At 53.5% G+C, this 25,476-nt stretch carries 23 protein-coding genes; 4 read left to right on the top strand and 19 right to left on the bottom strand.

What is annotated here, in order from left to right:
- Positions 1 to 351: 351 nt before the first annotated feature.
- The 8 genes from I5192_RS00115 to I5192_RS00080 all read right to left on the bottom strand — a co-directional run bounded on the left by I5192_RS00115 (position 352) and on the right by I5192_RS00080 (position 5,647).
- Complete coding sequence (locus I5192_RS00115; protein WP_170567650.1) at positions 352 to 1,524, bottom strand: adenylate/guanylate cyclase domain-containing protein; 1,173 nt, start codon at positions 1,522 to 1,524, stop codon at positions 352 to 354.
- Between the two features lie 210 nt (positions 1,525 to 1,734).
- Positions 1,735 to 2,289, bottom strand: coding sequence for a CIA30 family protein (locus I5192_RS00110; RefSeq protein ID WP_170733513.1), 555 nt, complete (start codon positions 2,287 to 2,289; stop codon positions 1,735 to 1,737).
- An 11-nt stretch (positions 2,290 to 2,300) separates the two neighbouring features.
- Positions 2,301 to 2,753, bottom strand: a complete 453-nt coding sequence (locus I5192_RS00105) for a TspO/MBR family protein (RefSeq protein ID WP_223117472.1) — start codon at positions 2,751 to 2,753, stop codon at positions 2,301 to 2,303.
- Between the two features lie 13 nt (positions 2,754 to 2,766).
- Complete coding sequence (locus I5192_RS00100; RefSeq protein WP_223117471.1) at positions 2,767 to 3,270, bottom strand: aggregation factor core; 504 nt, start codon at positions 3,268 to 3,270, stop codon at positions 2,767 to 2,769.
- Between the two features lie 136 nt (positions 3,271 to 3,406).
- Complete coding sequence (locus I5192_RS00095; protein WP_223118240.1) at positions 3,407 to 3,790, bottom strand: nuclear transport factor 2 family protein; 384 nt, start codon at positions 3,788 to 3,790, stop codon at positions 3,407 to 3,409.
- 145 nt (positions 3,791 to 3,935) lie between these two features.
- Positions 3,936 to 4,316 (bottom strand): VOC family protein, encoded by a 381-nt coding sequence (locus I5192_RS00090; protein WP_223117470.1) that lies wholly within the window; start codon positions 4,314 to 4,316, stop codon positions 3,936 to 3,938.
- Positions 4,317 to 5,330, bottom strand: a complete 1,014-nt coding sequence (locus I5192_RS00085; protein WP_170408725.1) for a zinc-binding alcohol dehydrogenase family protein — start codon at positions 5,328 to 5,330, stop codon at positions 4,317 to 4,319.
- 26 nt (positions 5,331 to 5,356) lie between these two features.
- Complete coding sequence (locus I5192_RS00080) at positions 5,357 to 5,647, bottom strand: putative quinol monooxygenase (protein WP_170408604.1); 291 nt, start codon at positions 5,645 to 5,647, stop codon at positions 5,357 to 5,359.
- Positions 5,648 to 5,751: 104 nt separating this feature from the next.
- Here I5192_RS00080 and I5192_RS00075 point away from each other — a divergent pair, with 104 nt between their 5' ends.
- A complete protein-coding gene (locus tag I5192_RS00075; protein WP_223117469.1) occupies positions 5,752 to 6,639 on the top strand; it encodes a LysR family transcriptional regulator in 888 nt (295 codons plus the stop codon).
- Between the two features lie 32 nt (positions 6,640 to 6,671).
- Here I5192_RS00075 and I5192_RS00070 read toward each other — a convergent pair whose 3' ends face one another.
- The 5 genes from I5192_RS00070 to I5192_RS00050 form a co-directional block, all read right to left on the bottom strand.
- Complete coding sequence (locus tag I5192_RS00070) at positions 6,672 to 7,577, bottom strand: haloalkane dehalogenase (protein WP_170626252.1); 906 nt, start codon at positions 7,575 to 7,577, stop codon at positions 6,672 to 6,674.
- A 229-nt stretch (positions 7,578 to 7,806) separates the two neighbouring features.
- The gene (locus I5192_RS00065; RefSeq protein WP_223117468.1) at positions 7,807 to 9,696 is read right to left on the bottom strand and encodes an SLC13 family permease; all 1,890 of its coding nucleotides are present in this window, start codon (positions 9,694 to 9,696) and stop codon (positions 7,807 to 7,809) included.
- A 704-nt stretch (positions 9,697 to 10,400) separates the two neighbouring features.
- A protein-coding gene (locus I5192_RS00060) for an IS3 family transposase (RefSeq protein WP_369924169.1) occupies positions 10,401 to 11,527 on the bottom strand; the annotation gives its coding sequence in 2 pieces (ribosomal slippage) (positions 10,401 to 11,281 and positions 11,281 to 11,527; 1,128 coding nt in all).
- Positions 11,528 to 12,225: 698 nt separating this feature from the next.
- The gene (locus I5192_RS00055; RefSeq protein WP_223117467.1) at positions 12,226 to 12,996 is read right to left on the bottom strand and encodes a hypothetical protein; all 771 of its coding nucleotides are present in this window, start codon (positions 12,994 to 12,996) and stop codon (positions 12,226 to 12,228) included.
- A gap of 74 nt (positions 12,997 to 13,070) precedes the next feature.
- A complete protein-coding gene (locus I5192_RS00050; protein WP_255611998.1) occupies positions 13,071 to 13,592 on the bottom strand; it encodes a DUF805 domain-containing protein in 522 nt (173 codons plus the stop codon).
- Between the two features lie 563 nt (positions 13,593 to 14,155).
- On the opposite strand from I5192_RS00050, the gene I5192_RS00045 reads away from it, so the two are divergent.
- The gene (locus I5192_RS00045; RefSeq protein WP_170513675.1) at positions 14,156 to 14,455 is read left to right on the top strand and encodes a hypothetical protein; all 300 of its coding nucleotides are present in this window, start codon (positions 14,156 to 14,158) and stop codon (positions 14,453 to 14,455) included.
- A 169-nt stretch (positions 14,456 to 14,624) separates the two neighbouring features.
- The gene (locus tag I5192_RS00040) at positions 14,625 to 16,124 is read left to right on the top strand and encodes a ShlB/FhaC/HecB family hemolysin secretion/activation protein (protein ID WP_223117466.1); all 1,500 of its coding nucleotides are present in this window, start codon (positions 14,625 to 14,627) and stop codon (positions 16,122 to 16,124) included.
- Positions 16,125 to 16,372: 248 nt separating this feature from the next.
- Here I5192_RS00040 and I5192_RS00035 read toward each other — a convergent pair whose 3' ends face one another.
- The 3 genes from I5192_RS00035 to I5192_RS00025 form a co-directional block, all read right to left on the bottom strand.
- Positions 16,373 to 16,561: a hypothetical protein gene (locus I5192_RS00035; RefSeq protein WP_223117465.1), complete on the bottom strand. Its 189-nt coding sequence runs from the start codon at positions 16,559 to 16,561 to the stop codon at positions 16,373 to 16,375.
- 1,253 nt (positions 16,562 to 17,814) lie between these two features.
- Positions 17,815 to 20,232 (bottom strand): DNA topoisomerase (ATP-hydrolyzing) subunit B, encoded by a 2,418-nt coding sequence (gyrB, locus tag I5192_RS00030; RefSeq protein WP_223117464.1) that lies wholly within the window; start codon positions 20,230 to 20,232, stop codon positions 17,815 to 17,817.
- 102 nt (positions 20,233 to 20,334) lie between these two features.
- Positions 20,335 to 20,907, bottom strand: a complete 573-nt coding sequence (locus tag I5192_RS00025) for a TetR/AcrR family transcriptional regulator (protein WP_170395383.1) — start codon at positions 20,905 to 20,907, stop codon at positions 20,335 to 20,337.
- 99 nt (positions 20,908 to 21,006) lie between these two features.
- Here I5192_RS00025 and I5192_RS00020 point away from each other — a divergent pair, with 99 nt between their 5' ends.
- Complete coding sequence (locus I5192_RS00020; protein WP_170423365.1) at positions 21,007 to 21,573, top strand: carboxymuconolactone decarboxylase family protein; 567 nt, start codon at positions 21,007 to 21,009, stop codon at positions 21,571 to 21,573.
- Here I5192_RS00020 and recF read toward each other — a convergent pair.
- The 3 genes from recF to dnaA form a co-directional block, all read right to left on the bottom strand.
- Positions 21,570 to 22,667, bottom strand: a complete 1,098-nt coding sequence (recF, locus tag I5192_RS00015) for a DNA replication/repair protein RecF (RefSeq protein ID WP_170515653.1) — start codon at positions 22,665 to 22,667, stop codon at positions 21,570 to 21,572. The two genes, I5192_RS00020 and recF, sit on opposite strands and share 4 nt — an antisense overlap.
- A gap of 39 nt (positions 22,668 to 22,706) precedes the next feature.
- A complete protein-coding gene (gene dnaN / locus I5192_RS00010) occupies positions 22,707 to 23,828 on the bottom strand; it encodes a DNA polymerase III subunit beta (protein WP_010442547.1) in 1,122 nt (373 codons plus the stop codon).
- Positions 23,829 to 24,053: 225 nt separating this feature from the next.
- Positions 24,054 to 25,436 (bottom strand): chromosomal replication initiator protein DnaA, encoded by a 1,383-nt coding sequence (gene dnaA, locus I5192_RS00005; protein ID WP_223117463.1) that lies wholly within the window; start codon positions 25,434 to 25,436, stop codon positions 24,054 to 24,056.
- Between the last annotated feature and the right edge of the window lie 40 nt (positions 25,437 to 25,476).

The raw sequence follows: 25,476 nt of genomic DNA, 5'->3' as shown, positions 1-25,476 counted from the left end.
GTTTCTGCAAACTACTTGATCGCTTGGCCGTCACCGGCGCCTGCGAAGATGGCGGCAGAAAAGACATAGGTCATCAGTCGCAGATATTTCCCAATATCCAATTCTTAATACAGACTAGATATTCATTTTATCAAATGCTGGCGGGAAAATGCCTGCTACCAAAGTCAATGGCCATGTTCATCATTCCAGGGAAGCTGAACGACAACGGGCAAGTCCCGTTTTCCGGTTACTCAAACAGTTAGGTTCAGCTTGCCGCGCCTTAGTGGATTTTTGCGCTTTGTGTTTCATTTCTAGCGATCGTCTAATCTCGTAAGATGCCGAAGGTAGATTGTTTTGAATAACTATAGCTGATTATTGTGCAACTTCAGTGAGAAAGAACAATTCAATGGGCTGCGCAAGGCCACGTATTTCGTGATCCCCACAGCTAACGAACATGCTCGGAGCAGCACTTGCAACGGCTGACGTCGCCAACACCCTCCGACCAATTGCTTTTGTTAAACCTTCAATTCGGCTTGCAACGTTCACCGCCCCGCCCAGAACTGTGAAATCAAGCCTGCCGGGGCTGCCGATATTACCATAGCTGACCTGCCCGACGTTAATTCCAATACCAACATCCAAAGGCGGTTTTTGAAACCCGTCTCGTCTGGTGTTGAGATCGTTCAAACCACTCAGCACACTCTGCGCTGCAAGAGCCGCCATTCTGCAGCGGTCGGCATGGTCTTTTTGCGCTTCAATAGTAAAGATCGACAGGATGCCATCGCCCATGAACTTGAGGACGTCTCCACCGTTGTCCTCTACGGCTTTAACCACCAGATCAAAATAGTCGCTAAGCGTGTCGAAGATATCTTCTTCCGGAGAGGTCTCGGAAAGTGCTGTAAAGCCTCGCAGATCAGAGAACATCACCACGGCATCCAAAGTTGTTCGCTCTCCGCGCTTTATATTGCCGCTCCAGACGGCCTCGGAAGGTCCATCTCCTAAATAAGTTCGAAGCAGACCTTTAGACGATTTTCGCATCGTGACAGGTTCCAAGGCGGAAGAAAGGGCCGGTAAGGCCGCTTCAATCAGCCTAAGATGTTCGGGCGAGAATCCATCCTTTGCCTGAGTAACGAACGTACATCCATGCAGCGATCCATCGCCGTAATAGAGCAAAGTAGCGTAGTAGTCGGTGCCGCCCTGCTCTGCAAATTCAAGATAGGATGAATGCTCTGTTTCCAAGTCCAGTCGCCGAAGACTTTTGTGAAGTGGCTTTCTGTTCGCAAGAATATACTCGAATGAACTCCCGACATAACCATCTGTCAACATCGTCTCATGCGTGACGTCGTAGCTGTCGGTGCCTTCAGGCGTCCAAACTACCCCCCAGGCAATAAGCAATGGGTTGGCAAAGCGCTGGCCAATGTTTGCCCGCCATAGCGGCACTCCGGCTTCGATCAAGGAGGAACAAAACTGTGACACCACCCTTACAGGATCACCGGAGCGACGACCTTCTGTAATCATCCATTCGGTCAGTCGAGTGACTTCTTCCATGGACCCAATTTAGTCGCTTGAAAACGATGAGCAAAGACAATTGGATTGGCAATGTCGGTTGCTGTTGTTGAGCAGCCTGATCAGACCTGTCCAAATTGATGCTCGGGCATCAACGGAATGTATTCCATCGGGAAGATGGTTTGTAAATTTAGATCCCGCGCGGTTCCAAACAGACCTATTTGAAGATTGCAGCCCTCTCTTGGGAAACCTTCAATAGAAACCAATCTCGCTGACATCTACGCGGGCCTCGTGATCTCTCCCGTAGGCTACAACTCCAACTGAGGTGATTTCGTCAGCAACGGGAATAGCGCGCAACATGGCACCTGAAGCTTTGAAGCCTGGGAGAGGTAACCAGACTTCGGTCCAGTTGTCAGAAGTTGCGAACGCGGCCTGATAGTATTGCCATGGAAGCACCGTGCCACGTGTCCTGAGGTGGACGAAGTATTGCTCGCCATTCCCCCGTACCAACAGCCTGACGCCCGATACACCCTCATCTGGTCGATCAGACAACTTGCGTCGGAACTGGATAAAGCCGCCGTTGTTTTTTGTGCTGACAGTTCCGGTCAACCGGGCGAACGCAACATCACGTTCCGAACGAAACTGCACCTGTCCTGAAGAAACTCCTCCCATGACGGTGTCGGCAACGTAGTCCCAACTCGTCTCCGGAGACTTGGAGAAGTCTTCTGCAAGATTTTCATCAGCCTGTGCCATTATAGATCCGATGATAACAAGACCTGAAACAAGCCCAGCGAAGTTTCCACGCATATCGTTTTTTCTCAGTTCAGTATTGCAATAGAAAGGTTCAAGACAGTGGCAAATGCGACCCATGCAAAGTACGGCAGGAAGGCTAGTGCGGAAACCTGATCCGAGCTCCTGACCAGAGCGATGAACATGACGATCACAATCAGCAACGCGACAATGATCACAAAGGCAATCCACGGTAGTTGCATTACGAAAAAGGTTGGGGACCACAAAAAGTTCAGACCCATCTGTGCCCACCACAGCTTCATGGCAGTCGAGCTTCGGTCTGTTTCGAACTGGCGTGAACCCGCCATGGCGATCAAGACATAAAGCACCGTCCAGACCGGGCCAAATATCCAATTTGGTGGATTGAAAGCAGGTTTAGAAAGCTGCGCATACCAATCGCCAGGCGCGGTCAATATCCCGATCAGGATGCCGCCTCCCAACACGGGCGCAAGAAATGCTATGCGGACCATCCAATTCGACATTGTGGGATAGCTTTCAGCAGCCCTTGGTCGTCACGTTGACAAGCGCTTCGGAAGAGAAGGTCGCAGTACTGGTCTCATCCGCGTCGGTATATGACACCGTGGCGCCTTCGATCTCCGACTCCGTTACGGTGATTTCGCGTTGCCCGATCGTGTCGTCCACATCGATGGTAAAGGCTAATTTGTCCCCGGCTGCGAGGGAAACGATCTCAAGTTCAATTGTATTCTGCCCGTCCACGACCGAAGGAAATTGACGCAGTGCATCCGCACCCTCAACGAATTCGAGCGGTTGGAATACCTCTACACCCGCGCCTTTTTCGGTAACGTCGAAAATCAGACGTCCAGCAGATTGCGACAAGTCAATTTTAACGGTCGAGGTTTCTACTTCGCACGATCCGACATTTGTCAGAACAAAACGGTCTTTGGGTGCGCCTTCTATGAAGCGAATTTGAACTCCGGCTTGAAGCGAAGTGGCTGCAAATAGTCCAAGGGTCGCCGCAAGAATACTCTTCGGGAGCATATTTATCTCCTTCCTTATTGGTTCTTGATAGATACGCTTCGGCGGATCTCTTGGATCAGACTTATGCCCTTTGACTATGGTGGTTTAGCTGACAGGCCCATTCGAAGTTCCATGCACCGCTGTCAGAACGACGAAGTCAAAACATACCATTGTCATTCTCGCTGTTTGCTGGAACTTCCTGAAGAACGTCCCAGTGTTCGACAACCTTGCCATCAGCATCCAGGCGAAAAATATCAATCCCTGCGTACTCGAGACCATCGGGCCAGATTTGATGGCAATGCAGAACAACGTGATCGCCTTCAGCAAACGCACGTTTGATGTCCACACGCTTTCCCGGGTATTCGGCGGCCATGCGCTCGAAGTACTCAACAAAGGCTTGCTTTCCGTCGCCAACATGCGGGTTGTGCTGCGTATAGGTTTCCCCAACAAAGATATCTATGGCCTCGGCAGGTCGACACTCGTTGAACATCATTTCGTAGAAAGCGATGACGTTTTTCTTGTTAGTTTTGAGGTCCGGCATACTGATCTCCAAATCGACGTTTGCACCGCCCAAAAAATGTTGTCCCACGCAAGTCTTGGAAGCAACCCGGCAAGGACCTCATTCCCTAATCGGCAAGAAGTTACCGGCTTGATTTTGCGTTGCGACTATTTCGCGGGTTAGCCACTTATTCGGTTTCTTCAAAGTCTATGTGAATGTGATTTCCATCAGGATCGGCCACATGGACTTGCACCATTCCAGCCCCAGGGACTTCAGTTTTGCGATACTGGATCTGACTCGAGATCAGTTTTTCTTCGAATGCGCTCAACCCCGTGGCTGAGAGCGCAAAATGCTCGAGCTTGAGCCTCACTTCAGAGCCAACGTTAGGTGTTCCTTCGTGACCCACAAGATGAACCACGGCGTGATTACCCGCATACAACCATGCTCCGGGAAACGGAAAATCGGGCCGGGCCCCGGGTTTCAAACCCAGGACCTTTTCATACCAAGTAACCATCTCAGGCAACCTAGTCGTCACGATATTCACATGATCCAGCCGCTCAATTCTCATCTAAAAACCCTCAAGCACGAGTTTTCCTTTGGCCTTACCGCTTTCAAGGATAGCATGCGCTTTCTTTAAGTTTGCAGCATTGATCCTACCAAGTGTATCGGTTGCTGTGGATCTGATCTTTCCATTGTCTATCAAACCGCCGACCTGATTCAGGATTTCGCTTTGACGATTCATATCTCCAGTCCCAAAAAGCGACCGAGTGTACATGAACTCCCAATGCAATGAGATCGATTTGGGTTTGAACGGCGCGATGTCGAAGGTCTCAGGATCATCGATCAACCCAAAGCGACCTTGGGGCGTCATCACCTCTCCAGCTTGGGACGCATAAAGCTGGGAATGGTTTGTCGAATAGATGAAATCCACGCTGTCGATACCGAGAGCCTTGAGTTGTGAGCCAAAAGGTTCCGCGTGGTTGATGACTTGGTGTGCACCTAACTCTCGAACCCAGTCTTGTGTCTCGGGTCGGGACGCCGTCGCTATCACTGTCATGTCAGTGAGGGCCCGTGCTAATTGAATGGTGATTGACCCTACACCGCCTGCGCCACCAATAACCAGCAACGTATTGGTTCCGCCGGAAACGGCATCTTGGACCCGCAAGCGGTCGAACAGCATCTCAAAAGCAGTAAGCGTCGTTAGCGGCATCGCCGCAGCTGCTTTTGCAGGTATGGACTTTGGCGCTGACCCGACGATACGTTCATCCACCAGATGAAACTCGGCATTGGTTCCCGACCGGTTTATTGCCCCGGCGTACCAAACTGTATCTCCCAGACTGAAAGTCTCAACCGCTTCGCCAACTGCTTCGACGATCCCTACTGCGTCCCACCCCAGAATATCTGGTGCTGGACCTACAGGAGCACGTTTTTGACGAATTTTCGTATCGACTGGGTTCACTGACACGGCCTGCACCTTCACCAACAAGTCGTGCCCTTTCGGCGTCGGTTTATCGGCCTCGAAGTCGATTAAGGCGTCCGCCCGATCAATCGACCCTGTCTTTAGGTATCCCACGGCTTTCATAACGTGCTCCTTTGTCCGGTTCTTTATCAACCGATGACTGTCATCTCATTTAGGGCGAATTCTGCAACGGCGCCTTCTGTTGCTTCCAGGTAAGCCGCAAGGTGCTGAGCACCCATGTGGGTTTGCCAAAGCTCTCGGCTTTCCCAATTTTCGTAGAACACGAAATGAGCCGGGTTGTCGTTGTCCTGGTGCAGGTCATAGTTGATGCAACCCTCTTCGGCTCGGGTTATGTCGATGAGCTTGATCAGCTCGGCCTTTACGAGGTCAATTTTGTCAGGGTTGGCTTTGATGTTGGCGACGATTGTCAGCTTGGCCATTGGAATAGATCCCTTGTGTTATTGAGCGATGCGCAAGATTTACGCCGCAGCTCCTTCGGGATAAACAGGGCAAGATCGAACATATAATCCGGAAATTCCGTTTAATGCTTTTAGACAATCTTCGCTTGTTTCTGACCATAGCCGAGAAAGGCAGTCTGGTGGCCGCGGCGCGCGAGACAGGGTTGTCGAGTACGACAGTGTCCGAACGGCTCGCGGCTCTGGAGGCACATTACGGCGTGGTTTTGTTCAACCGCACCACCCGTTCCATTAGCCTGACCGAAGAAGGCCGGACACTCGCTAATGGAGCAAGAAACGTTCTCAGTGAGGTTGCGGACTTGGACACACTTGTTCGGCACGGCGCCGAAACTCTGTCTGGTCCAATTCGCATAAGCGCGCCCATTGACTTGGGACGGAGCATTGTCTCCAAGGTTATTGCCGAATTCACCGAAAAGAACCCTGCCGTCTCAATCGAACTGTCCCTCTCGGACGGTTATGTCGACCTCGTAGGCCAGGGTTTTGACCTCGCCGTTCGCTTCGGCAACATCACAGACAGCTCGCTCAGGTTGCGAAATCTGGGAAGCTACCAACGTTTCGTTTGTGCGTCCCCAAGTTACCTGGCCTCATTTGGAACGCCTGAAAAACCAGAAGATCTATTAAACCACAACTGCTTGATCATGAGGTTTGGCGACATGATCGACAACGTTTGGGAGTTTGGATCAGGACCAAATGCCCAGCGCGTATCGGTAAAGGGAAATCGAATAGTCAATGATGGTTCACTCATCCGCGATTGGGCGATTGCAGGCCATGGGATCGTATTGAAGTCCGAGCTGGATGTCGGCGACGATGTTCGATCTGGCAGACTTGTTTCTGTCTTGCGCGACTTCCTCCCACCGCCGAAACCTTTGCAAATGATGTTTCCACCGAGCCGGGCCCAACCACGTCGCATAACAGCCATAGCTGAGCATTTGCGTCGCAAATTTGGTGTGAGTTGAGGCCGCAGGGGAAGACACTAATCTGATGGCTGCTATGTCTGCTCAATGAATTTCAAAGTCGCATGTGCTAGCTCTGTGCCGGCATCTTCTTGAATGAAATGCCCGGCTTTTGGCACAACTGTATGATTTTGACCAACTGCCCCAGGGATCGACTTTTGGAACAGTTTGTCTACTCCCGCCATGACCCTGTCATCATCTCCAAAAACAGTCAGAAACGGAGTGTTGAGGGTCTTGAAGGTTTTCCATGCGGCTCGGTTGGCTTCTGAAGCTGGATTGTCGGGCGAGTCGGGCACCAACACTGGAAACTCTCGAGCGCCTGCCAGATAGCGCGCATCTGGGAACGGTGCGTTGTATGCTGCGACTTCTTCATCGGAAATCTTGGATGATGTGCCGCCGAATACAATGCGTCCCGAATTAAATTCAGGCACGGACTGCGAGTATTCCCGCCATGAAAGAAATGCCTCACTCAAGGGTGCGTCACCGGTGGGCAAGGCCGTGTTTGCCACAACTACGCGCGAGAACCGCTCGGGCATACTCGCAACCAACCGCAAGCCTATTAGACCACCCCAGTCCTGGCAAACCAACGTGATGCCCGTCAGGTCAACTTTCCGCAACCACTCGGACATCCAGTCTACATGGCGTTGGTAGGTGTAATCGGATCGCTCTGTTGGTTTATCCGACCTTCCAAACCCAATCAAATCAGGAGCCAGAACTCGATGGCCAGCGTCCTTGAATAACGGAATCATGCGCCGGTAAAGGAAGCACCAGGTTGGCTCTCCATGCATCAACAATACTGGTGATGCATGAGCCGGTCCCTCGTCCAAATAATGCAGTCGGAGAAGACTTCCCTCGGTGTCATCCACATCAAGATAGTTCGGGCCAAAGTTGAAATCTGGCAGCCCGTCAAACCGATGGTCCGGTGTACGAAGGAACTTCATCGTGAACTCTCCAAAAATGCCGACGGTCTTGGTCCAATAACAGTGATCGATAAAACAAGAACGGTCCAGTTCCAGCGTATACCGACATCAGGTTTGGTTGAGTTGTACACATTACTTCGGTCCCTCGCGGAGGAGGCCCTTTTTGCAGACGTTTTGAATCCGCGCCCAAAAATTTGGTCTCAAAAACCTTATATTGCGAGTTCTTCTGTACGGATCGCCGAGAGGCGGCTCAGAAGAAAATCGCAAGCCCGGTCATTGAGACAACCAAGAAAAGGAGAGACATGATTCCACCGGAGCGAACGAAATCCACCACCCGGTAGCCTGCTGGGCCCATGATCAACGCGTTCACCTGGTGTGTTGGGATCAAAAATGAGTTGGACGTTGAAATTGCTACTGTGAGGGCAAATACAGCCGGGTTACCACCCGCCGATATCGCAATAGAAACCGCTAACGGCACCAGCAGGACGGTCGCACCTACGTTGGACATGACCAGGGTGAATGCCGTTGCCAAAACGGCTATTCCTGCTTGCAACGACCAGATCGGCCAACCCTTCAGGAGGGCCAACACATGCGCGGCAATCCAATCCGCAGTGCCGGTGTTCTGGACTGCCTGGCCCAACGGGATCAGTGAAGCGAGTAGAAAAACTGTACTCCAACTAATCGACTCGTAGGCTTCGTCAATCGAGAGCACCCTGCTCAACACCATGCCAACAGCGCCAATTAATAGGCACAACGACAAGCGCAGATCTGAAAACAGAATTAGGCTCAACGCTATTAGGAAGAAGGCAAGCGCCCAGCCGACCTTGTGCGGCCGCAACTCTTCCTGGGGAAAGTCCGAGGTGACAACGACGAAATCCCTGTCTGACTTCAGTCGTGTCAGACGATCCCACTGCACGTGCACCACACACGTATCACCGGCCTGCAAAGGGACTTGTCCGATATGCGTTGCTGAATGATCTTCGGTTTCTACATGGCTCAGTGTTTCTTCGCCGCGCTGAATGGCCAGCAGAGACAAACCATGTGTCTGACGGAGGCGCAGATCAATCGGAGTTTGGCCGATCACTGAAGAACCGGGCGGAATAACAACCTCGGCCACCCCAGACTGCGTCGCGGCGAAATCATCCGCAAAGACATCTAGTTGGGGCAGGATCTCCAAGCCGTAAGGCTCAGCAAACTGATGCTCAACCACCCGACGCAGGCCAAGCACTGCGAGCCGCGCCGGGGCTTCGATCTTGGTATCAGCCATCGGCGCGATGACCTTGTGGCCACGATAGGACGTGCCAAGAATGTACATGTTATGGGCTACCATTAGATCTGCGAGCGTTTGCCCAATGATGATCGAGCCTTCAGGAACACGTATCTCGAACATATCAGCCCTTAGCCCATAGGTGTTTTCGACATAGGTCTGCATGGACCGCGCTGAGCTTGCGTCTTCTCCACGATCCCGCTGCGCAGGGAGAACCCAACGACCAAAGAGCACAAAGTAAAGCACCCCAGTCAGCACCAACATCACACCGATAGGCGTGACTGAAAACAGCCCAAATGTCTCCATTTGCTGGTCAGCAGGAAGGGATGAGTTTGCCGAAACAATCAGGTCATTCAACAGGATGAGGGGGGACGACCCGACTAATGTGATGGTACCACCCAGTATCGCGCAAAACCCCATGGGCATCAGCAACCTGCTCATCGGGATTTCCGTACGTGCTGAGATGCGGCTGACAACAGGCAGAAAAAGCGCAGCAGCTCCGACGTTCTGCATGAAGGAACTGATGACACCAACCGTTGTTGATATTATGGGGATTATCCGGGCCTCTGTCGTGCCACCATTCTTGAGGATCAAGGCCGCAACCTTTGACATAAGTCCAGTCTTATCAAGCCCCGCCCCAATTACCATAACTGCGATGATGGACATCACAGCGTTGGAGGAGAAACCTTCAAAGAGCTTAGATACATCGGCTAGATTACCCAGCCCCGGTAGATAGCTCAGTGCGCCAAGCAAAACCATAACAAGAATTGCTGCAACATCGATCCGTATGATTTCGGTAACAAAAAGTAAGACCGTAAAAGACAATAGACTCAGCACGGCTATCATTTCGTACGTTAGTGTTGGTAATTCCATATCTTACTCCCAAACTAACGTTACCTGACTACCAGCAAATACGAAGGACCAACTCTGCGCGGCAGATAAGGCCAATAGACATTGGGCTTGCTTACGCGGCTCGCTTTTTCGGGCGCGGTATCTGCTGAAACCTGGATTCTGCCAACCCAAAGAGAGGTAGATGACAAATTCATAAGCCTAACTAAGCATCACAATGCGAAATGAACTTTCACACTTTCTAAAATACACACAAATGGATTTTCCGTATCGTTATCATTCATATCCAGTCAATTATACTTGCCAAGTAGGGAACGCTCTGCGCGATGCCCTCACGACGGCTCAGCTCTGCATTGCTGTCCTCGCCTTTTAGGCCGTCCAGCACGATCCTGATCTTCTCTACTGCGGAATACTGTTGCGGGTCGCACCGCGAAAGGCCGCATTGAGCTGGAAGCGGCAGACTTCAAGCTTCACGTGAGCCACGATCATGGCATGAATCCAACTAAAATTTGCACTGTGCAGAATTATCTTTGGATGCCAAATACGCAATTCTTTAGACGAAATGCAATGCTATTCGCGCCCCTACAAACCGCTGTAGGGGCGCTCATAACGCTGCAATGCCGACATTGATTTCATTAAAAAAATCTTGGAAGTTCGCCCATAACTTGAAGTGGTCCCATCTTTTCGGACAGGTTTGCAGCGTTTCTAAGGTGTATCGGGTTTAGGTTTCATGCTGCGTGTCGCTCTTCCAAGCCTGCCCAATATGCGTCGTCCGGCGTCTGCCGATCAAGCGCGGAATGGGGTCGGCTGGTGTTATAGAATGCCATCCAGCCCTTGATGACACGACGGGCCCGGAAGCCTTCATTGATTTCTTCGAGATAGATGGCCTCCTGCTTCAGGGATCGCCAGAGGCGTTCGATGAAGATGTTGTCGAGGTAACGCCCGCGCCCGTCCATCGAGATGCGCACGCCCGCCTCGGTCAGCGTCGTGATCCAGGCCGATCCGGTGAACTGCGATCCCTGATCTGTGTTCATGATCTCAGGCGGGCCGTACCTGGCGATGGCCTCGCTCAGTGCTTCGACGCAGAAGTCGGCGTGCATCGTGTTCGACAACCGCCAGCTCAGCACCTTGCGCGTCGCCCAGTCCATGATTGCCACCAGATAGAGGAAGCCATTTCTGACTGGCACAAAGGTGATATCGGCGCACCAGACCTGGTTCGGTCGGTCAATCACCATCTTCCTCAGCAGATACGGGAAGACCGGGTGCTGAGGATGCGGCTGGCTGGTTCGTGGGCGCTTGTAGACCGCTTCAAGACCCATCTTCGCCATCAATCGCCTGACGCGATGGCGGCCAACAACAATGCCTTCCCGGCGCAGATAGGCCGCGATCTGGCGCGACCCGAAGAATGGGTATTTGGTGAACACCCGGTCGATCTCTTTCATCATCGACAGCGTGTCGGCGTCGATCCCGGCGGGCGTGTAGTAGAACGCCGACCGGCTCAGGCTCACCAGCTTGCACTGCTGGCTGATGCTCAGCTTGGGGTGATCCCGGTTGATCATCGCGCGTTTCTTTCCAGGGCTCATCGCTTCAGCCCTTCCGACAAAAAATCGTTCTCGACCGCCAGCCTCCCGATCTTGGCGTGAAGTTCCTTTACTTCCGCCTCGGTCGGGCCGCTCTGCTTGCCACCCGAGAACACATCGGCCATGCCCTCGATGGCCTGCCGCTTCCATGTGCTGACCTGATTTGGGTGCAACTGATGCTTCGCCGCGATCTCCTGCACGGTCTTGTCGCCACGCAGCGCTTCCAACGCCACCTTGGCCTTAAACTGATCTGTAAAGTTCCGGCGCTTTGCCATGTTCGTATCCCTTCAAAGGTTCGGGAAACACCTTAGCTGACTGTCCGGTTTCCTGGGACCACTTCAACTCTGCGCGGTATTTGCGCATAAGTCTGCACGATTTGCCCATAAGTTTGCATGCTACATAGAACTCGTTGAACAAACAGGCTCTCAGGTTTATCTGCGATGCCCAGATGCAACTTACTCCCAATAACAAGCAGACGAGCGCCAAGTGTTTGCTTGGCCATCCCAAGCACTGGCGCTGACGCATGACGTGGGATTTATTCCGTCGCAATTGGATCCATGGACGTTTGCGAGGACAATGCGTTGACGCCCAAATCAGCAACAGTCCAGCCTTGATTGAGCAAGGAATGAGCCTCCTCTTCTACCAGGAAGTGCGACATGCACCCCCCGTTTCGCAAAAAAGAGAGGCGGCGCTTGAACACGCAAGACCGGACTCATTCAGAACCCAATCGCGTTGTAGGTCTCCGTCGAGATCGACCTTTTCAACCGCACCCCAATCTAAGTCAAATTGAGCGTCGTTGAATTCCGCACAGGCTCGTGCCGCCAGATCAACCTTCGCCTGCAAACCGGGCGGAAGGCGCGATACATCAGCCGCGACATCTGGTGAGGTCCAAACAAGGCCCGAAGCAAGCACAATCCCGGCGACCAAACACTTCATCTGACGCGCTATTTGGAAAGCTGGTTGGCACAAGGTATCAATTGCACTGATCATATCGGTAGTCCCCATATTCCAGCCAGTTTGCCGAGCCTTCGTTAAAAATCAGAAACTCGGACCTGTCCTCCCCAAGCAGGGCCACGACAAATCCGGCTGGCGGCTCAGAATTTCCGAAGTAACTGTAAGCAGTCATGGCTCTGATCGACTCGCCGTTGACTGTTACTCGCGCGTCCCACTCTTCCCCCGAGTTGTCCAAAATTACGGGTTCGATCACGCGCTCTATCGCTCCGCCACCACAATATACGATGCCTTCGGGGGGTTCGTAGGAGGACCGCTGGCTAGGATCTGAATCGCAGGCGGAACGAAGGGACCGAATTGCCGCGCTGGAACCTTTCATGTCAAAGATTCCGTAGCTGACATCTTGATCAATCATCGACAGGTTAACAGATGCATTGGCCGCAAGCTGGCCCAGTACAAAACCATAGTCCTCTTGACTATTGAAACTAACTTCGACGGGATAGTTATCAACGATCTGTACGGCAGCGTTTTCTGCGCCAACCTGAAATGCTCCAACTTCGGTGGCTCCGTTCTTCAAGAAACGAATGGAAAGCCCCTGCTTGTCCGTAATGTCCTGGCTGTCCTCATATCCAGCCGGAGCAAAGCGAATACGGTTACACTGAAGTTCCAGCGTCATGTTTCCGGTTTGAATAAATGCATTGGGAATAGGCCCAGAGTTGAACGACCACTCCGCTGATGCAGTGGTCGCCATAACCATCATTAGCGTCCCAGTGGAAATCGTTTTGAAACTCATTTTCTCTCTCCATGGTGTTACGGTTCGCACTGTCATTCAGCCTGAGATTCCGGCCAATTGCCCCGGCAACCAGGTCAGGAAACAGGTTCGCCGTATTCGTTTGCGCCTTCTTCCGAAGGGCGCGTCAACCACCAGATCATCAGAATGGACAGAACCAATTGAAGAATTGAGACAACAACAATACCGGTCACGCCCAGGACTGCCGCGGGTCCTCGTAATGCGTCAGGGTTCTCGGTCCCTTGCTCCAATACCGAAAAGAACGCCACGCCACCCAGCATAACAAAAAGCGTTGTAATGCTGAGCGCCATCGGCAGCAGCAAATACCAGCCAGGTCGTCCTGTATCATGCAGCCTTCGCCAACCGGCGGCCAGCATAGGTATGAGAACAGCCAGTTGAAAAACAGAGGACAGAACCCGAGATCCTTGCCCTGTCTCGGGGTTAGTCCCGAATAGGATCGTATCCAGCACAGCCAAAGCAGCACTCACTAGAACCACAAACAAGAAGAACCACCAGTATTCTGAACGTATAGCCCGGCCGGAGAACTGGAAGTATTTTGAAAAACACGTTTTAACGGCCTCAATAAATCCCATTTTCATTCCTTTCTTAATCTCTGTGCGGCCTCAAAACGTTTCGCCACCTAGAAGAACAAACTCGCCTGTATGGATGCTCTCACTTACCTTTTTGTTTGAATGCAGAGGCCTATCGTACGAGAGCGTAGAGAAATTTACGCGCGGAAAAAATGTTGATTTATGAAAAAATAGATTCAAACATGCGAATTCGACATAACTTTCATTTTACCTCCGTTGATGTCGCTGTCGCCCGATTTGTCGGGCCCTTCCGACTGCTGGAGTGAGTGCTGGCGGTCGGAGGCCCTCAAACAAAGATCAAGCATTGGGAGGACGCGATGCTGAAGCTTAACGTACTCCCCCTCTTTCCAGAGTTTGTTCTAGCTTTCGCCAGTGTCGTCATTCGGCCTTCGCACATTGTCGGCGGCCCCGATGGTCAACGAAATGTTGTTCCGCCGAGCAAGCCCCACGCGGCAAGTTTTGGGAAAGATAGTCAAAGGATCGAGGTAAGTTCTATTGGCTGCGCAGACGCGAGAGCTTCAAATAAACGCATCCAATTTCACTAATTTCAACGGACCCAGAGGGAGAAGAAAATGACCAACAAGATGGTGATGATTTCAGGCGCAACTTGTTTCGCAATGCTTGCGGCCTGTGACGACACGAGTACATCCAGTGCGTCCGCCGAGCTCACACCGGCTCAGCAAGCATGTTTGCGAGATGTAGCCAACACGACGAACAATTCGCAAGTCGTTGTGCTCTCATCCGCGTTTAGCGAGGCTGGAACACAAGTCACTGTCGGTGTTGGCGAGGATCGTGCTCCTTGGAATTGCATTGCCTACAGTGATGGCGCGACCGCTGGTATCGAGTTCCTGGGCGACGAAGGCGCATTGTAGTCTGTTTGCTGTGTATCTCGAAAGCACCAGTCGTGATCAAATTTGAATAACGGCAAGCTCAGACATTCAAACCTCGTAATAGGATTAGGCTCTAACATTCTCAATCATGCAAAGGTTGTAGAAAATGCCCGTAACCAACTCAGTTGTAATTGCGATCATTTGCACTTTTGTGGCCATTGTTTCGGTTCCAAAATACAGCATTGCACAAACCTGGGACATAGCATCACAGCACTCAGTCAACGGCGTAACGGTGTATGATACGGATGAGCTGTTAACTTTTGCCGGTCAATTGGCCTTCAATCGGTCAGGGCGCATCACAGCGGTGGAGGTCGCATCAACGATCACTCAGATCTACCGAGAAGACGGTTATTTTTTGGCTGAAGCCTGGCCCGGTCCCGATGGGCAGAGCATAATTGTTGATGAAGGGCGCATTCAAACCATCGAAATTGAAGGTGTAGATACGCGTACGTTTCAAACACTAGAGAAGATTTTTCAGCCCCTCACCACCTCCTATCCCATAACGCTGAAACGATTTGAGCGGGCAGTGATGCTGGCCGAGGACATACCTGACTTGGAATTGTCGACCGAACTTGATTACCCGGATCAGACTGGTGCTCGGCTGAGAGTATTGGGAGAGCCACTGCGAAAACAAGCCGGTAGTGCGACACTCGACAACCCTCCGCGTGAGCTTGGAGAAGCGCTTAGTTTTTATGTCGTACAAGAGTTTTATTCGACGCTGACCGTCGGAGATTTGCTGCGATTTGAGGGATCAGGCAATTACAATTGGGACAAAGACGATGAACACTCATTGTGGGGCGCACTTACCTATCGCACGCCGCTGAACAGCAATGGTCTATACGGTGAGATCTTCTACGGGAACATAAACGCAAAACGTGACCTCTCGGGGGACTTTGCGAGAACAGATATTGACGGCGAGAACTTCACAGTCGCGATGGGTTACCCCGTGATCCGCGATGTGGCCCGTTATGGGTATCTTCTGCTGGACTATCGCCTTTCAAAAGCGGATTCAGTCAGTGGTGGCGTTCCACTATCCAGTGACGCGAATGTCGTTGGCCTTACGTATCTTTACGGGCAAAACTATCCAAAGGGACAAGCTCTGGAAGCGGGGCTAACCTTATCTTTTGGTGACAATGACAACGACACGACAGACGCGAGTTTTGACGACGGGGACTCTTCTTTCTGGCATCTACGAGGCGGCGTCGGATACGAAAGCCCACTTACGGGCTTGTCGCCCAACACAGCTTGGCGCACCGAGATTTGGGGGCAGTACACAACAGACCGGTTGCCCTCTGTTGAAGAGTACTTCCTTGGTGATCGTTATGCTTTGCGCGGATATCGATTTGACGAAGTAGACGGTGATTCCGGGATTTCTGCGATATTCGAAGTATCTCACTCCTACTTCCCCAGCTCTCAGAGCATTCATCGGCTAACGCCCTTTGCCTTTTTCGACGTGGGTTACATCTCGAACAATGACCCTGCGAGTTTTGAAGTTGATAATGCTACGCTGGCATCCACAGGTCTGGGTTTGGACATCGAGTTCAAGCGAAACCTATTTCTGTCCGGATACGTCGGTGTCCCTTTGAGAGACGGCCCTTTAACCGAATCTGGCGATCCTGGCGCGTATCTTGCTCTGACAACAAGTTGGTGAGGATGTTATGAAACGGAACCGCATTGTTTTACTTACTGCAGCTTGTTTGATTGCAGAACTGGCCGCTACTCAGGTCGTTGCCCGCGGAAATCACTACGGGTGGTGCCGAGGCGTAGGGAACCCGCACCAGTCGAGCCAAGGATGCGGGCAGGCTGGTGGGCAAGGGGCAGGTAATCAAGTTACTGGCCCAACTCAGCCGGTGGCAAATCAGTTGCCGCTTAAGGGAACGCAGCAAACACCCACGTCCGTTACTGTTCCAGTCCTTGCTCCGGGCGCGGTTCCGAACGCAATTCCCGGTCAGGTTCCAATTGCGACACCAATAGCGGTTCCTGGTCAGGTTCCCACACCGATAGTAGCGCCGACGCTAACTCCGCCTTTGGCACCAAACGCGACACCAAACCGGGTTCCGACAGCCGTTCCCAATCAGGTTCCACCATTGGCTACCGGTCCTACCGCGGTGCCGCCGCAAGTTCCGACTGCAACTCCTAATCAAGTTCCGATAGCTATCCCTGGCCAGGTTCCGCCTCAACCTACCGGCCCAACAGCGGTACCGCCACTTGTGCCAACCGCAACGCCAAACCAAATACCAGTCGCAGTTCCTGGTCAGGTCCCACCTCAGCCCACTGGACAAACTGCTGTGCCACCGCTCGTCCCGACTGCAACACCAAACCAGATTCCGGTCGCAGTGCCCGGCCGTGTTCCGCAACCCAGCGGTACTACGGCGACACCCCCGCTTGTCCCAACCGCAACCCCCAATCAGGTTCCCACGGCGGTTCCTAGCCAGGTTCCACAGTTGACACCGAAACCGACGGCAACTCACGTGGCCGTCCCAGGACATCCGAAACCTCAAGGCGTCGTGACAATCATGCGCCCCAAGCCGAGGCCGACAACCGGTGGTGTCCAGCAACCCAGCACAACACAAGTGACCCACCATTTAACCCACCAAAGTAATGCGAAGAAACACGATCACGTCGCAGCAACACCTGGACGACATGACCCGCACGACCTACCGAGATTCCGCAACGCGGCGGCCAAGGAAGACTGGGAATGCGTTGCCAGCGGATTTGGACAGCGCCGGTTTGATGCTGGGCGAGGCGTATTGCTGAACAACGGAGCGTTGCGGCACCTCGGAAACGTGGACGCTATGGCAAGGGATGTGCCTGCAAGGCATCCAAAACATTCTGGATGCATTATTTCGGTCAAACGAAAGCAGCGCTGAAGCTCGCATGGTAGGTTTTACTCGGACAATGAGATTAGTCGACCAATAGTTCGTCAATTGTCATCTGGATAATTGGATTTCGTATTGCCCATATTCCCTGGCGTTTACGTTGGCTGACGTAGCCCAAAAATGCTCTGTACCTAAATTTGCCTCAATTAGGCCAACAATCTAAAGTGCCGCACTTCCAAGAAGAGCCTCCGACCATCTGGGACGGTCAGGTCGGGCAAGCGAAACTTTGAACGGCAACTTTGCAATGTCAGCTTTCTGCGCATCGCAGACCTTCGCGAGAATCCAAGTTTCCTTAGAGTGGCCCTTTGCGGGATTGAGAAATGCAAAGGGTCGAAACCACAACGACTAGGCCAAAACTGATTGAATTCGTCGCCAATGCCGACAATCGCGCAGCGCAAAACTGTGGGCGAACTGCGCAAATTTATGGGGTGTGCGAAGTGTTATGCGCAAACCTACAACCGCTCAAAAATCCAAATTCTCCACACTAAGAGCATTCTTTTGAATGAATTCACGACGCGGCTCTACCACATCGCCCATGAGCTTGGTGAACAGATCATCGGCCTCGACCATATCATCCACGCGTACTTGCAACAGGGTCCGTGCGTCCGGGTCCAGCGTTGTTTCCCAGAGTTGATCGGGGTTCATCTCTCCCAAACCTTTGTAGCGTTGCAGCGACAAGCCCTTTTCGCCCTCCTCCAGAATCGCGCGCAGCAGGTCGAGCGGGCCGTGTATGACTTGACCCCGATCGCGACGCACCAACGTTGCGGGGGTGTTGTAGACCTCTTGCAGGCTTTGGGTGAAACTGCCGGTTTTACGGGCCTCACCCGAGCGCAACATGGGGCCGTCCAGTGTGCGCACTTCTTCCACACCGCGCAGGATGCGCGCGAGGCGGATGCCGTGATCCTGTGTGATGCGGCCTTGCCAGCCGCGTTCGTATTCCAGTGCAATCAAGTCAAGGCGCGCCGCGACCTTGTCGGCCACGCCCTGCAAATCGGAATCAACAGCGCCGGGCACGAAGGCACCGGCTACAGCAGCCTGCTCCAGAATATGGCGCGGATAATGCGTTGGGAAGGCGTCCAGCACTCGCTTCAGCTGGCGCGCTTCATCCACTACGCGGGTCAGGTCCTGGCCGATGATTTCCTCGCCCGAGCCTAATTTAAGTACTGCACCTTCGACGCCCTGATTGATCAAATAATCATCCAGCGCGGCCTGGTCCTTCAAGTAAACCTCTGATTTACCGCGAGAAACCTTGTATAGTGGTGGTTGAGCGATGTAGAGATACCCGCCCTCGATCAACTCTGGCATTTGCCGGTAGAAGAAGGTCAACAAGAGGGTGCGGATATGCGCGCCGTCAACATCTGCGTCCGTCATAATGACGATTTTGTGGTAACGCAGTTTTTCGATGTTGAATTCGTCGCGGCCAATGCCGGTGCCAAGCGCCATCACGAGGTTACCGATCTCTTGGCTCGACAACATCCGGTCAAACCGCGCCCGTTCCACGTTCAAGATTTTGCCACGCAAAGGCAGAACAGCTTGTGTCAGCCGATCCCGACCGGTCTGGGCAGAACCACCAGCCGAGTCCCCCTCGACCAGGAAAACTTCGGTCTTGGACGGATCTTTTTCAGAGCAATCCTTGAGCTTACCAGCCAGATAGTTCACATCCATCGCAGTCTTGCGGCGGGTCAGTTCGCGAGCTTTACGGGCGGCCTCGCGCGCTAAAGCTGCCTCGATGATCTTACCGACAATCCCCTTAGCCTCACTCGGGTTCTCTTCGAACCATTCAGCCAGCTTCTCGTTCATCAGACCTTCGACCGCCGGGCGCACCTCAGAGCTGACCAGCTTGTCCTTGGTCTGGGACGAGAATTTCGGGTCGGGCACTTTCACAGACAACACGCAGGTCAGGCCTTCGCGTGCATCGTCACCGGTAAAGCTGACCTTTTCCTTCTTCGCGATCCCGCTGGACTGAGCATAGTTGTTGATCGTCCGGGTCAGTGCACCACGGAAGCCAGCCACATGGGTGCCGCCATCGCGCTGCGGGATGTTGTTGGTGAAGGGCAGCACGGTCTCATGATAACTGTCATTCCACCACATCGCGATTTCCACGCCGATATCGTCACGCTCGCCCTTGATATAAATCGGTTCGGGCATCGCCGGTGTCTTGGACCGGTCGAGATATTTGACAAACTCTTTGACGCCACCCTCGTAGAACAGTTCGGTTTCCAGCCGCTCAGCAGGGCGTTCGTCGATCAGAATAATCCGCACGCCTGAGTTCAGGAAAGCCAGCTCGCGCAAGCGCTTTTCCAGCGTCTCAAACGAGTATTCGAGGTTCGAAAACGTGTTGGTCGAGGCCAGAAATCGTACCTCGGTTCCCGTGCGATCGCCACACTCGCCAACGACTTTCAGATGTTCCGCCGTCTCTCCACCTTCAAAACGCGCCACATGTTCCTTGCCGGCCCGCCAAATGCGCAGTTCCAGCCAATCGGATAGCGCATTCACCACCGAGACGCCCACTCCATGCAGACCGCCTGACACCTTGTACGAGTTGCTGTCGAACTTACCGCCAGCGTGCAGTTGGGTCATGATGACTTCAGCCGCTGAAACGCCTTCCTCGGGGTGTATATCCACCGGGATTCCACGTCCATTGTCGCTGACCGAAACGCTGGAATCCGCGTGAATTTTTACAGTCACATGGTCGGCATGACCGGCCAGTGCCTCGTCAATTCCGTTATCGACAACCTCGTACACCATATGGTGCAGACCCGAACCATCATCCGTATCCCCGATATACATACCGGGACGTTTGCGAACTGCCTCTAAGCCTTTGAGAACTTTGATGGAATCAGCGCCGTATTCTTGGGGTGCCTGTGCGTCTTCGGACATGCCGTTAGTACCTATATTATTTTGGTAACTTATACGTTTTCTGGTGGGGATTGTCACGTGCTCCCCCCATATTTTGTGGTTCTGATCCGCTTAATTTGCGGATCAAAGCCGATCAAGGTCTGCTGCAATATCCTCGGCAATTTCTGCCGCGTTCACATCGTCCCGTTCGGCTGACAATCGCAACCCCAGAAGGTCGGATTGATAGCGCGCCGCCAAGCGATCCGGGTCATGACTTGGCGCGATTTCTCCGGCCTTCTGCGCGCTGCGAAAGAGGTCCGCAAAACAAGCTTTCATGTCAGCCATGTGGGTTTGCGCCTGATCAGCCAAATCATGGTCTTTGGCTTGCAATTCCGCATAAGTCTTCGCCAACATGCAGGCTTTTGTTGGCAGCTCCGACGCCTCGATCACACGACGAGGTTGCACCTTAAGAGCACCAAGCGGGCCCAATTCCTGCGCCAAAGCCTTCATATTGGCAACCCCTTCCTGAGTATACCGCTCTAACGCCAGGGCGTAGAGCGCATCTTTCGACCCGAACGCCGCGTAGAAGCTGCCCGGTTTCAGCTTCAGCTCTCGCTCGAGATCCTTAAGCGACGTCCCCGCCCAACCGTGACGCCAGAAAATATCTCGCGCCTGCGCGATAAGCGCGTCTCGGTCATATGAGGGTTTGCGGGGCATCGTTTCACCAATTCTTGAACGTTCGCTCAAATATATACTTGAGTGATCGCTCAAGAAACCCTAAATACGACTCATCGCGCCAGAAACAGGAGTTTTGACATGGCCAATTTCCCGTCTCACGACCTAGAAACCGCCCCGGAAGGGTCCAAGCCGCTGCTTGAGAAATCTCAGGCTGCATTCGGCCGCCTGCCCGGTCTTCATAAAGTAATGGCCGAAAGCCCCCAGCATCTGGAAGGCTATCAGGTTCTGCACGGCCTGTTTCTGCAGACCGATTTCAACAACGACGAAAAAACCGTTGTCTGGCAAACCATCAATGTCGAAAACGAATGCCATTACTGCGTGCCTGCGCATACCGGCATCGCAAAGATGATGAAAGTCTCTGACGAGATCACCGAGGCGCTGCGCAACGAAACTCCGCTGCCCACGGCCAAGCTGGAAGCGCTACGCACCTTTACCCTGCAAGTGATGGAAACCCGTGGAAACCCGACTGAAGAACAGCTGCAGGCCTTCTTTGACGCTGGCTATTCCCACCGTGCGGTCCTGGATGTCGTACTGGGTCTGGCACAAAAAACCATGTCGAACTACGTCAACCACATGGCCAAAACCCCGGTCGACGAAGTGATGCGCGGCTTCCTTTGGGAACGCAAAGTCGGCGAGCCTGCCTAAACGCTGACGACCGAGCCCTCGTCGCCTTCGGTAACGACCAGCGTTTGGGCTCGATCCCCCAATTCCGCAAATAGCTCAGGCCCGGTGCCCGTCATCCAGGCCTGTGCGCCCAGCGCACAAATCTCATCATACAACGCAGCGCGCCGACCCGCATCCAGATGCGCGGCCACCTCATCCAGCAATACAATAGGAGGTGCTCCAACCATCTCCGCCAACGCTCGCGCGTTTGATAGGATCAGCGATACCAGCAGTGCTTTCTGCTCACCGGTCGAGCAATCTTTGGCAGGAACGCCCTTGGCGGAATATACACCATACAGGTCTGATCGATGCGGGCCGACCAAAGTCCGCCCGGCGGCCAGATCGCGAAACCGGCTTTCATCCAAAGCTTCTCGCAAGTCTTCCGCCGTCTCAGGCATTGCACCTTCGGTTTGAACCAATTCAAGATCCGCTGACGGAAAGGCAGTCTCAGCTTTATCCTGTGCTGAGCGCAGATACTCCAACGCACTCAACCGCGCGGCGTGGATGCGATGCCCCATCTCGGCCATCTGCCCTTCCAGCGCCGCGTACCAATGGGCATCGCGAACTTGTTCTTTCAGCAACCGGTTCCGCTCGCGCATCGCTTTTTCATAGGTCAGAGATGCCTCGGCATGTGCCGGATCAAAACTCAACGCGATCCGGTCGAGGAAACGCCGTCGCCCTTCAGCCCCTTCGATCCAGAGACGGTCCATCGATGGGATTAACCAAACTACCCGCGCCAGCTTTCCCAATTCAATCTGGCTTGAGGTCTTCTCATCAATCCGCACCTGCCGCGCCGCACCACCTTCGGACCAGGTTTCAATCTCGAAATTCTGTCCTTGCGCATTCAATAGCCCAATCAGCTTCCACCCCAGCGCCTCGGGGCGCCGTGTCATCTCAGCGGCGCTTGCCCGCCGCATCCCGCGCCCGGGTGAGAACAGAGAAACCGCTTCCAGGATGTTGGTCTTACCGGCCCCGTTTGGCCCATGGATCGCCACTGGCCGTCCGTCCAACGACAGGCGCGCCAGCTTATGAGACCGAAAATGCGAGACCGTAAGCTCGGTCAGGGCCAATCCCATGACCCCTCTCTTTCGTTAGAGATCACCCAGTCGAGGCAATCAGACGCGCATCGGCATTACGACGTATACTGCGCTTTGGTCGTTGCCTTCGCGCATCAGTGTCGGATCACCCGCCGAGTTGAACATAAACACCGCATTTTCACGATCCACCTGAGACGCGATTTCGAGCAGGTATTTGGCGTTGAACCCGATCTCCAGGCGCTCATCCCCGTAAGCAACTGCCAGCTCTTCCTCAGCCGCACCACTGTCGGGTGCATTCACTGACAGAACCAGCTTATCCGCATCCAACTGCAGTTTGACGGCCCGCGACCGTTCGGACGAAACTGTCGCCACACGATCCACGGCCTGCGCGAATTCAGCCGCGTCCACTTCTAACTTGCGCGTGTTGCCTTGCGGGATGACGCGTGTGTAATCCGGGAACGTTCCGTCGATCACTTTCGAGGTGAGCGTGATGTCAGGTGTTGCAAACCGCACCTTGGTTTCGCTGACCGAGACGGCGATGTCCATCTCGTCATCATCCAGCAGCTTGCGCAGTTCGCCCACGGTTTTGCGGGGCACGATCACGCCCGGCATATCCGCTGCACCATCCGGCAGATCCGCATCGATCCGTGCCAAGCGGTGACCATCAGTCGCCACGCAACGCAATACCTTGCCGCCCTCGGAACCATCCGCAACGTGCATGTAAACGCCGTTCAAATAATATCTCGTCTCTTCCGTGGAAATGGCAAACTTCGATTTATCGAACAGCCGGCGCAACAATGCCGCCGACGCCGTAAAGTTCGATTGGTATTCTGAAGACGCCATAACCGGGAAATCTTCTTTCGGCAGCGTCGCCAGAGAAAAATTCGAGCGCCCCGCTTCCACGGTCAACCGCCCAGCTGCACTATCTGCGGTCAGGGTCACCAGCGCCCCATCGGGCAGCTTGCGTACGATCTCATGTAGCGTTGTGGCCGCAACAGTCGTAGCGCCCGCTTTCTCGACTTGCGCGGGGGCCTTGTCGACCACTTCGATGTCCAGATCGGTGGCACGAAACAGCGCCTGATCGCCTTCGGCCTCGATCAGCACGTTGGCAAGTATGGGAATCGTGTTGCGACGTTCGACAACTGACTGGGCCTGCGAAACGGCCTTGAGAAGGGTGCCGCGTTCGATGCTGATCTTCATACCCTCTGTTCCTTTGACTTGCGTGCCGAAATAGGCGGGACTGGCACGTTAGCGTCTCAGCCCTGAGGCACAAGGATTTTTTACGGATTTCTGGGTCGGATTGCCTCGGTGGTCAAGAGCAGCGCGCGTGAAACACACCAGATCATTCTCAACCGTGGACAATAGCGCACAAGAAAACACCCCGAACGCAATAGTCCGGGGTGTTTTTCAAGGATTCAGTGCGGTTTAGGCTTCCAAGGCCCGGCGCAGCATCTCAACATCTTCGGCAATCTGGCCATCGGTCAACTTCAGCTCTTCGATGCGCTTCACGCCATGCATGACCGTGGTGTGGTCACGCCCGCCAAATCGACGGCCAATCTCAGGTAGCGACCGACTGGTCAGTTGCTTGCACAGATACATCGCCACCTGACGCGGACGCGCATAGGACCGCAGGCGTTTAGGGCCGATGATATCGCTGAGGCGGATGTTGTAATAATCCGAGACCTTTCGCTGGATCTCTTCGACGGTGATCTTGCGCTCGGAGGCGCGCAGTACATCGGCCAGACAATCCTGCGTCAGCTCCATATCGATCTCGCGCCCGACCAGCGAGGCAAAGGCAAAAAGGCGGGTCAGCGCCCCTTCCAGCACGCGCACATTGGTCGAGATGCGGTGTGCAAGGAACTCCAATACACCATCAGCAATGGTCAGATCGGGATAAGTGCTGCTGTACTGCTGCACTTTGTTCTGCAGGATTCCCAGACGCAATTCGTAGTCTGTGGGATGAAGATCGACGACAAGGCCACATTGCAGGCGTGACTTTACGCGGTCTTCAAGGTCCTTGATCTCGCCCGGCGCGCGGTCGGCCGAGATGATGATCTGCTTGTTCTGATCCACCAGCGCGTTGAACGTGTGGAAAAATTCTTCCTGCGTCGAATCCTTGCCAGCGATGAACTGCACGTCATCGACCATCAGCACATCGACCGAACGGAACAAGTGCTTGAAATCCATCATGCGGCGCTCACGCAAAGCCTGCACAAAGCGATACATGAACTGTTCCGCTGACAGATAAAGCACATTCAACTCGGGGTGCTTGGTTTTCAACTCCCACGCAATCGCGTGCATCAGGTGGGTTTTACCCAGTCCAACACCACCGTAAAGAACAAGCGGATTGAAAGTTACCGGGCCGCCCTCGGATACGCGGCGAGCTGCGGCATGTGCAAGTTCGTTGGGTTTGCCAACAACAAAGCTATCAAAGGTAAACCGTGGATCCAGTGGCGCAGCCTGTAGTGCTTCAAGCGCATCGTTGGCTGTATCTGTAACAGCGGGCCGGGTTTCTGGCGCGGGAGACGGCTTGGGCTCTTCCACCAATGTGGGACGGGCTGACGAATTGGCCGCTGTGCGAAATGCCAAGCGCTGAACCTTTTCGCCCGATGTGTTCAACTCATAGAGAATAAGGTCCGCAAAATTCTGACTGACATAGTTGCCCATGAAGTTGGTCGGCACCGAGAACACCGCTACACCATCCTGCAACTCCTGAAACTCCAAGGGTTCAATCCAGGTGGTAAAATTGTTCTTCCCAACCGCCTTCATCAATTTGCTACGCAGTTGTCCCCATTTCTCTTGTGTCATTCGGCGCCTCACGCATCCCATTCATTATTGGCCTTAAGGC

The sequence above is a fragment of the Ruegeria sp. SCSIO 43209 genome, assembly GCF_019904295.1.
Lineage (GTDB): Bacteria > Pseudomonadota > Alphaproteobacteria > Rhodobacterales > Rhodobacteraceae > Ruegeria.
The sequence above is the reverse complement of the archived record's forward strand: the minus strand, read 5'-3'. Positions and strand labels throughout refer to the sequence as shown.

Excerpts from the sequence above, each read along its gene's own strand:
- recF (WP_170515653.1), bottom strand. The coding sequence starts at position 22,667 with ATGGGATTGGCCCTGACCGAGCTTACGGTCTCGCATTTTCGGTCTCAT.
- I5192_RS00035 (WP_223117465.1), bottom strand. The coding sequence starts at position 16,561 with ATGGTGGAACCTGATTGGGAACGGCTGTCGGAACCCGGTTTGGTGTCG.
- I5192_RS00095 (WP_223118240.1), bottom strand. The coding sequence starts at position 3,790 with ATGCCGGACCTCAAAACTAACAAGAAAAACGTCATCGCTTTCTACGAA.
- I5192_RS00070 (WP_170626252.1), bottom strand. The coding sequence starts at position 7,577 with ATGAAGTTCCTTCGTACACCGGACCATCGGTTTGACGGGCTGCCAGAT.
- I5192_RS00075 (WP_223117469.1), top strand. The coding sequence starts at position 5,752 with ATGCTTTTAGACAATCTTCGCTTGTTTCTGACCATAGCCGAGAAAGGC.
- I5192_RS00080 (WP_170408604.1), bottom strand. The coding sequence starts at position 5,647 with ATGGCCAAGCTGACAATCGTCGCCAACATCAAAGCCAACCCTGACAAA.
- gyrB (WP_223117464.1), bottom strand. The coding sequence starts at position 20,232 with ATGTCCGAAGACGCACAGGCACCCCAAGAATACGGCGCTGATTCCATC.
- I5192_RS00025 (WP_170395383.1), bottom strand. The coding sequence starts at position 20,907 with ATGCCCCGCAAACCCTCATATGACCGAGACGCGCTTATCGCGCAGGCG.
- I5192_RS00065 (WP_223117468.1), bottom strand. The coding sequence starts at position 9,696 with ATGGAATTACCAACACTAACGTACGAAATGATAGCCGTGCTGAGTCTA.
- I5192_RS00090 (WP_223117470.1), bottom strand. The coding sequence starts at position 4,316 with ATGAGAATTGAGCGGCTGGATCATGTGAATATCGTGACGACTAGGTTG.
- dnaA (WP_223117463.1), bottom strand. The coding sequence starts at position 25,436 with ATGACACAAGAGAAATGGGGACAACTGCGTAGCAAATTGATGAAGGCG.
- I5192_RS00085 (WP_170408725.1), bottom strand. The coding sequence starts at position 5,330 with ATGAAAGCCGTGGGATACCTAAAGACAGGGTCGATTGATCGGGCGGAC.
- I5192_RS00105 (WP_223117472.1), bottom strand. The coding sequence starts at position 2,753 with ATGTCGAATTGGATGGTCCGCATAGCATTTCTTGCGCCCGTGTTGGGA.
- I5192_RS00050 (WP_255611998.1), bottom strand. The coding sequence starts at position 13,592 with ATGAAAATGGGATTTATTGAGGCCGTTAAAACGTGTTTTTCAAAATAC.
- I5192_RS00115 (WP_170567650.1), bottom strand. The coding sequence starts at position 1,524 with ATGGAAGAAGTCACTCGACTGACCGAATGGATGATTACAGAAGGTCGT.
- I5192_RS00045 (WP_170513675.1), top strand. The coding sequence starts at position 14,156 with ATGACCAACAAGATGGTGATGATTTCAGGCGCAACTTGTTTCGCAATG.
- I5192_RS00055 (WP_223117467.1), bottom strand. The coding sequence starts at position 12,996 with ATGAGTTTCAAAACGATTTCCACTGGGACGCTAATGATGGTTATGGCG.
- I5192_RS00110 (WP_170733513.1), bottom strand. The coding sequence starts at position 2,289 with ATGCGTGGAAACTTCGCTGGGCTTGTTTCAGGTCTTGTTATCATCGGA.
- I5192_RS00100 (WP_223117471.1), bottom strand. The coding sequence starts at position 3,270 with ATGCTCCCGAAGAGTATTCTTGCGGCGACCCTTGGACTATTTGCAGCC.
- I5192_RS00020 (WP_170423365.1), top strand. The coding sequence starts at position 21,007 with ATGGCCAATTTCCCGTCTCACGACCTAGAAACCGCCCCGGAAGGGTCC.
- dnaN (WP_010442547.1), bottom strand. The coding sequence starts at position 23,828 with ATGAAGATCAGCATCGAACGCGGCACCCTTCTCAAGGCCGTTTCGCAG.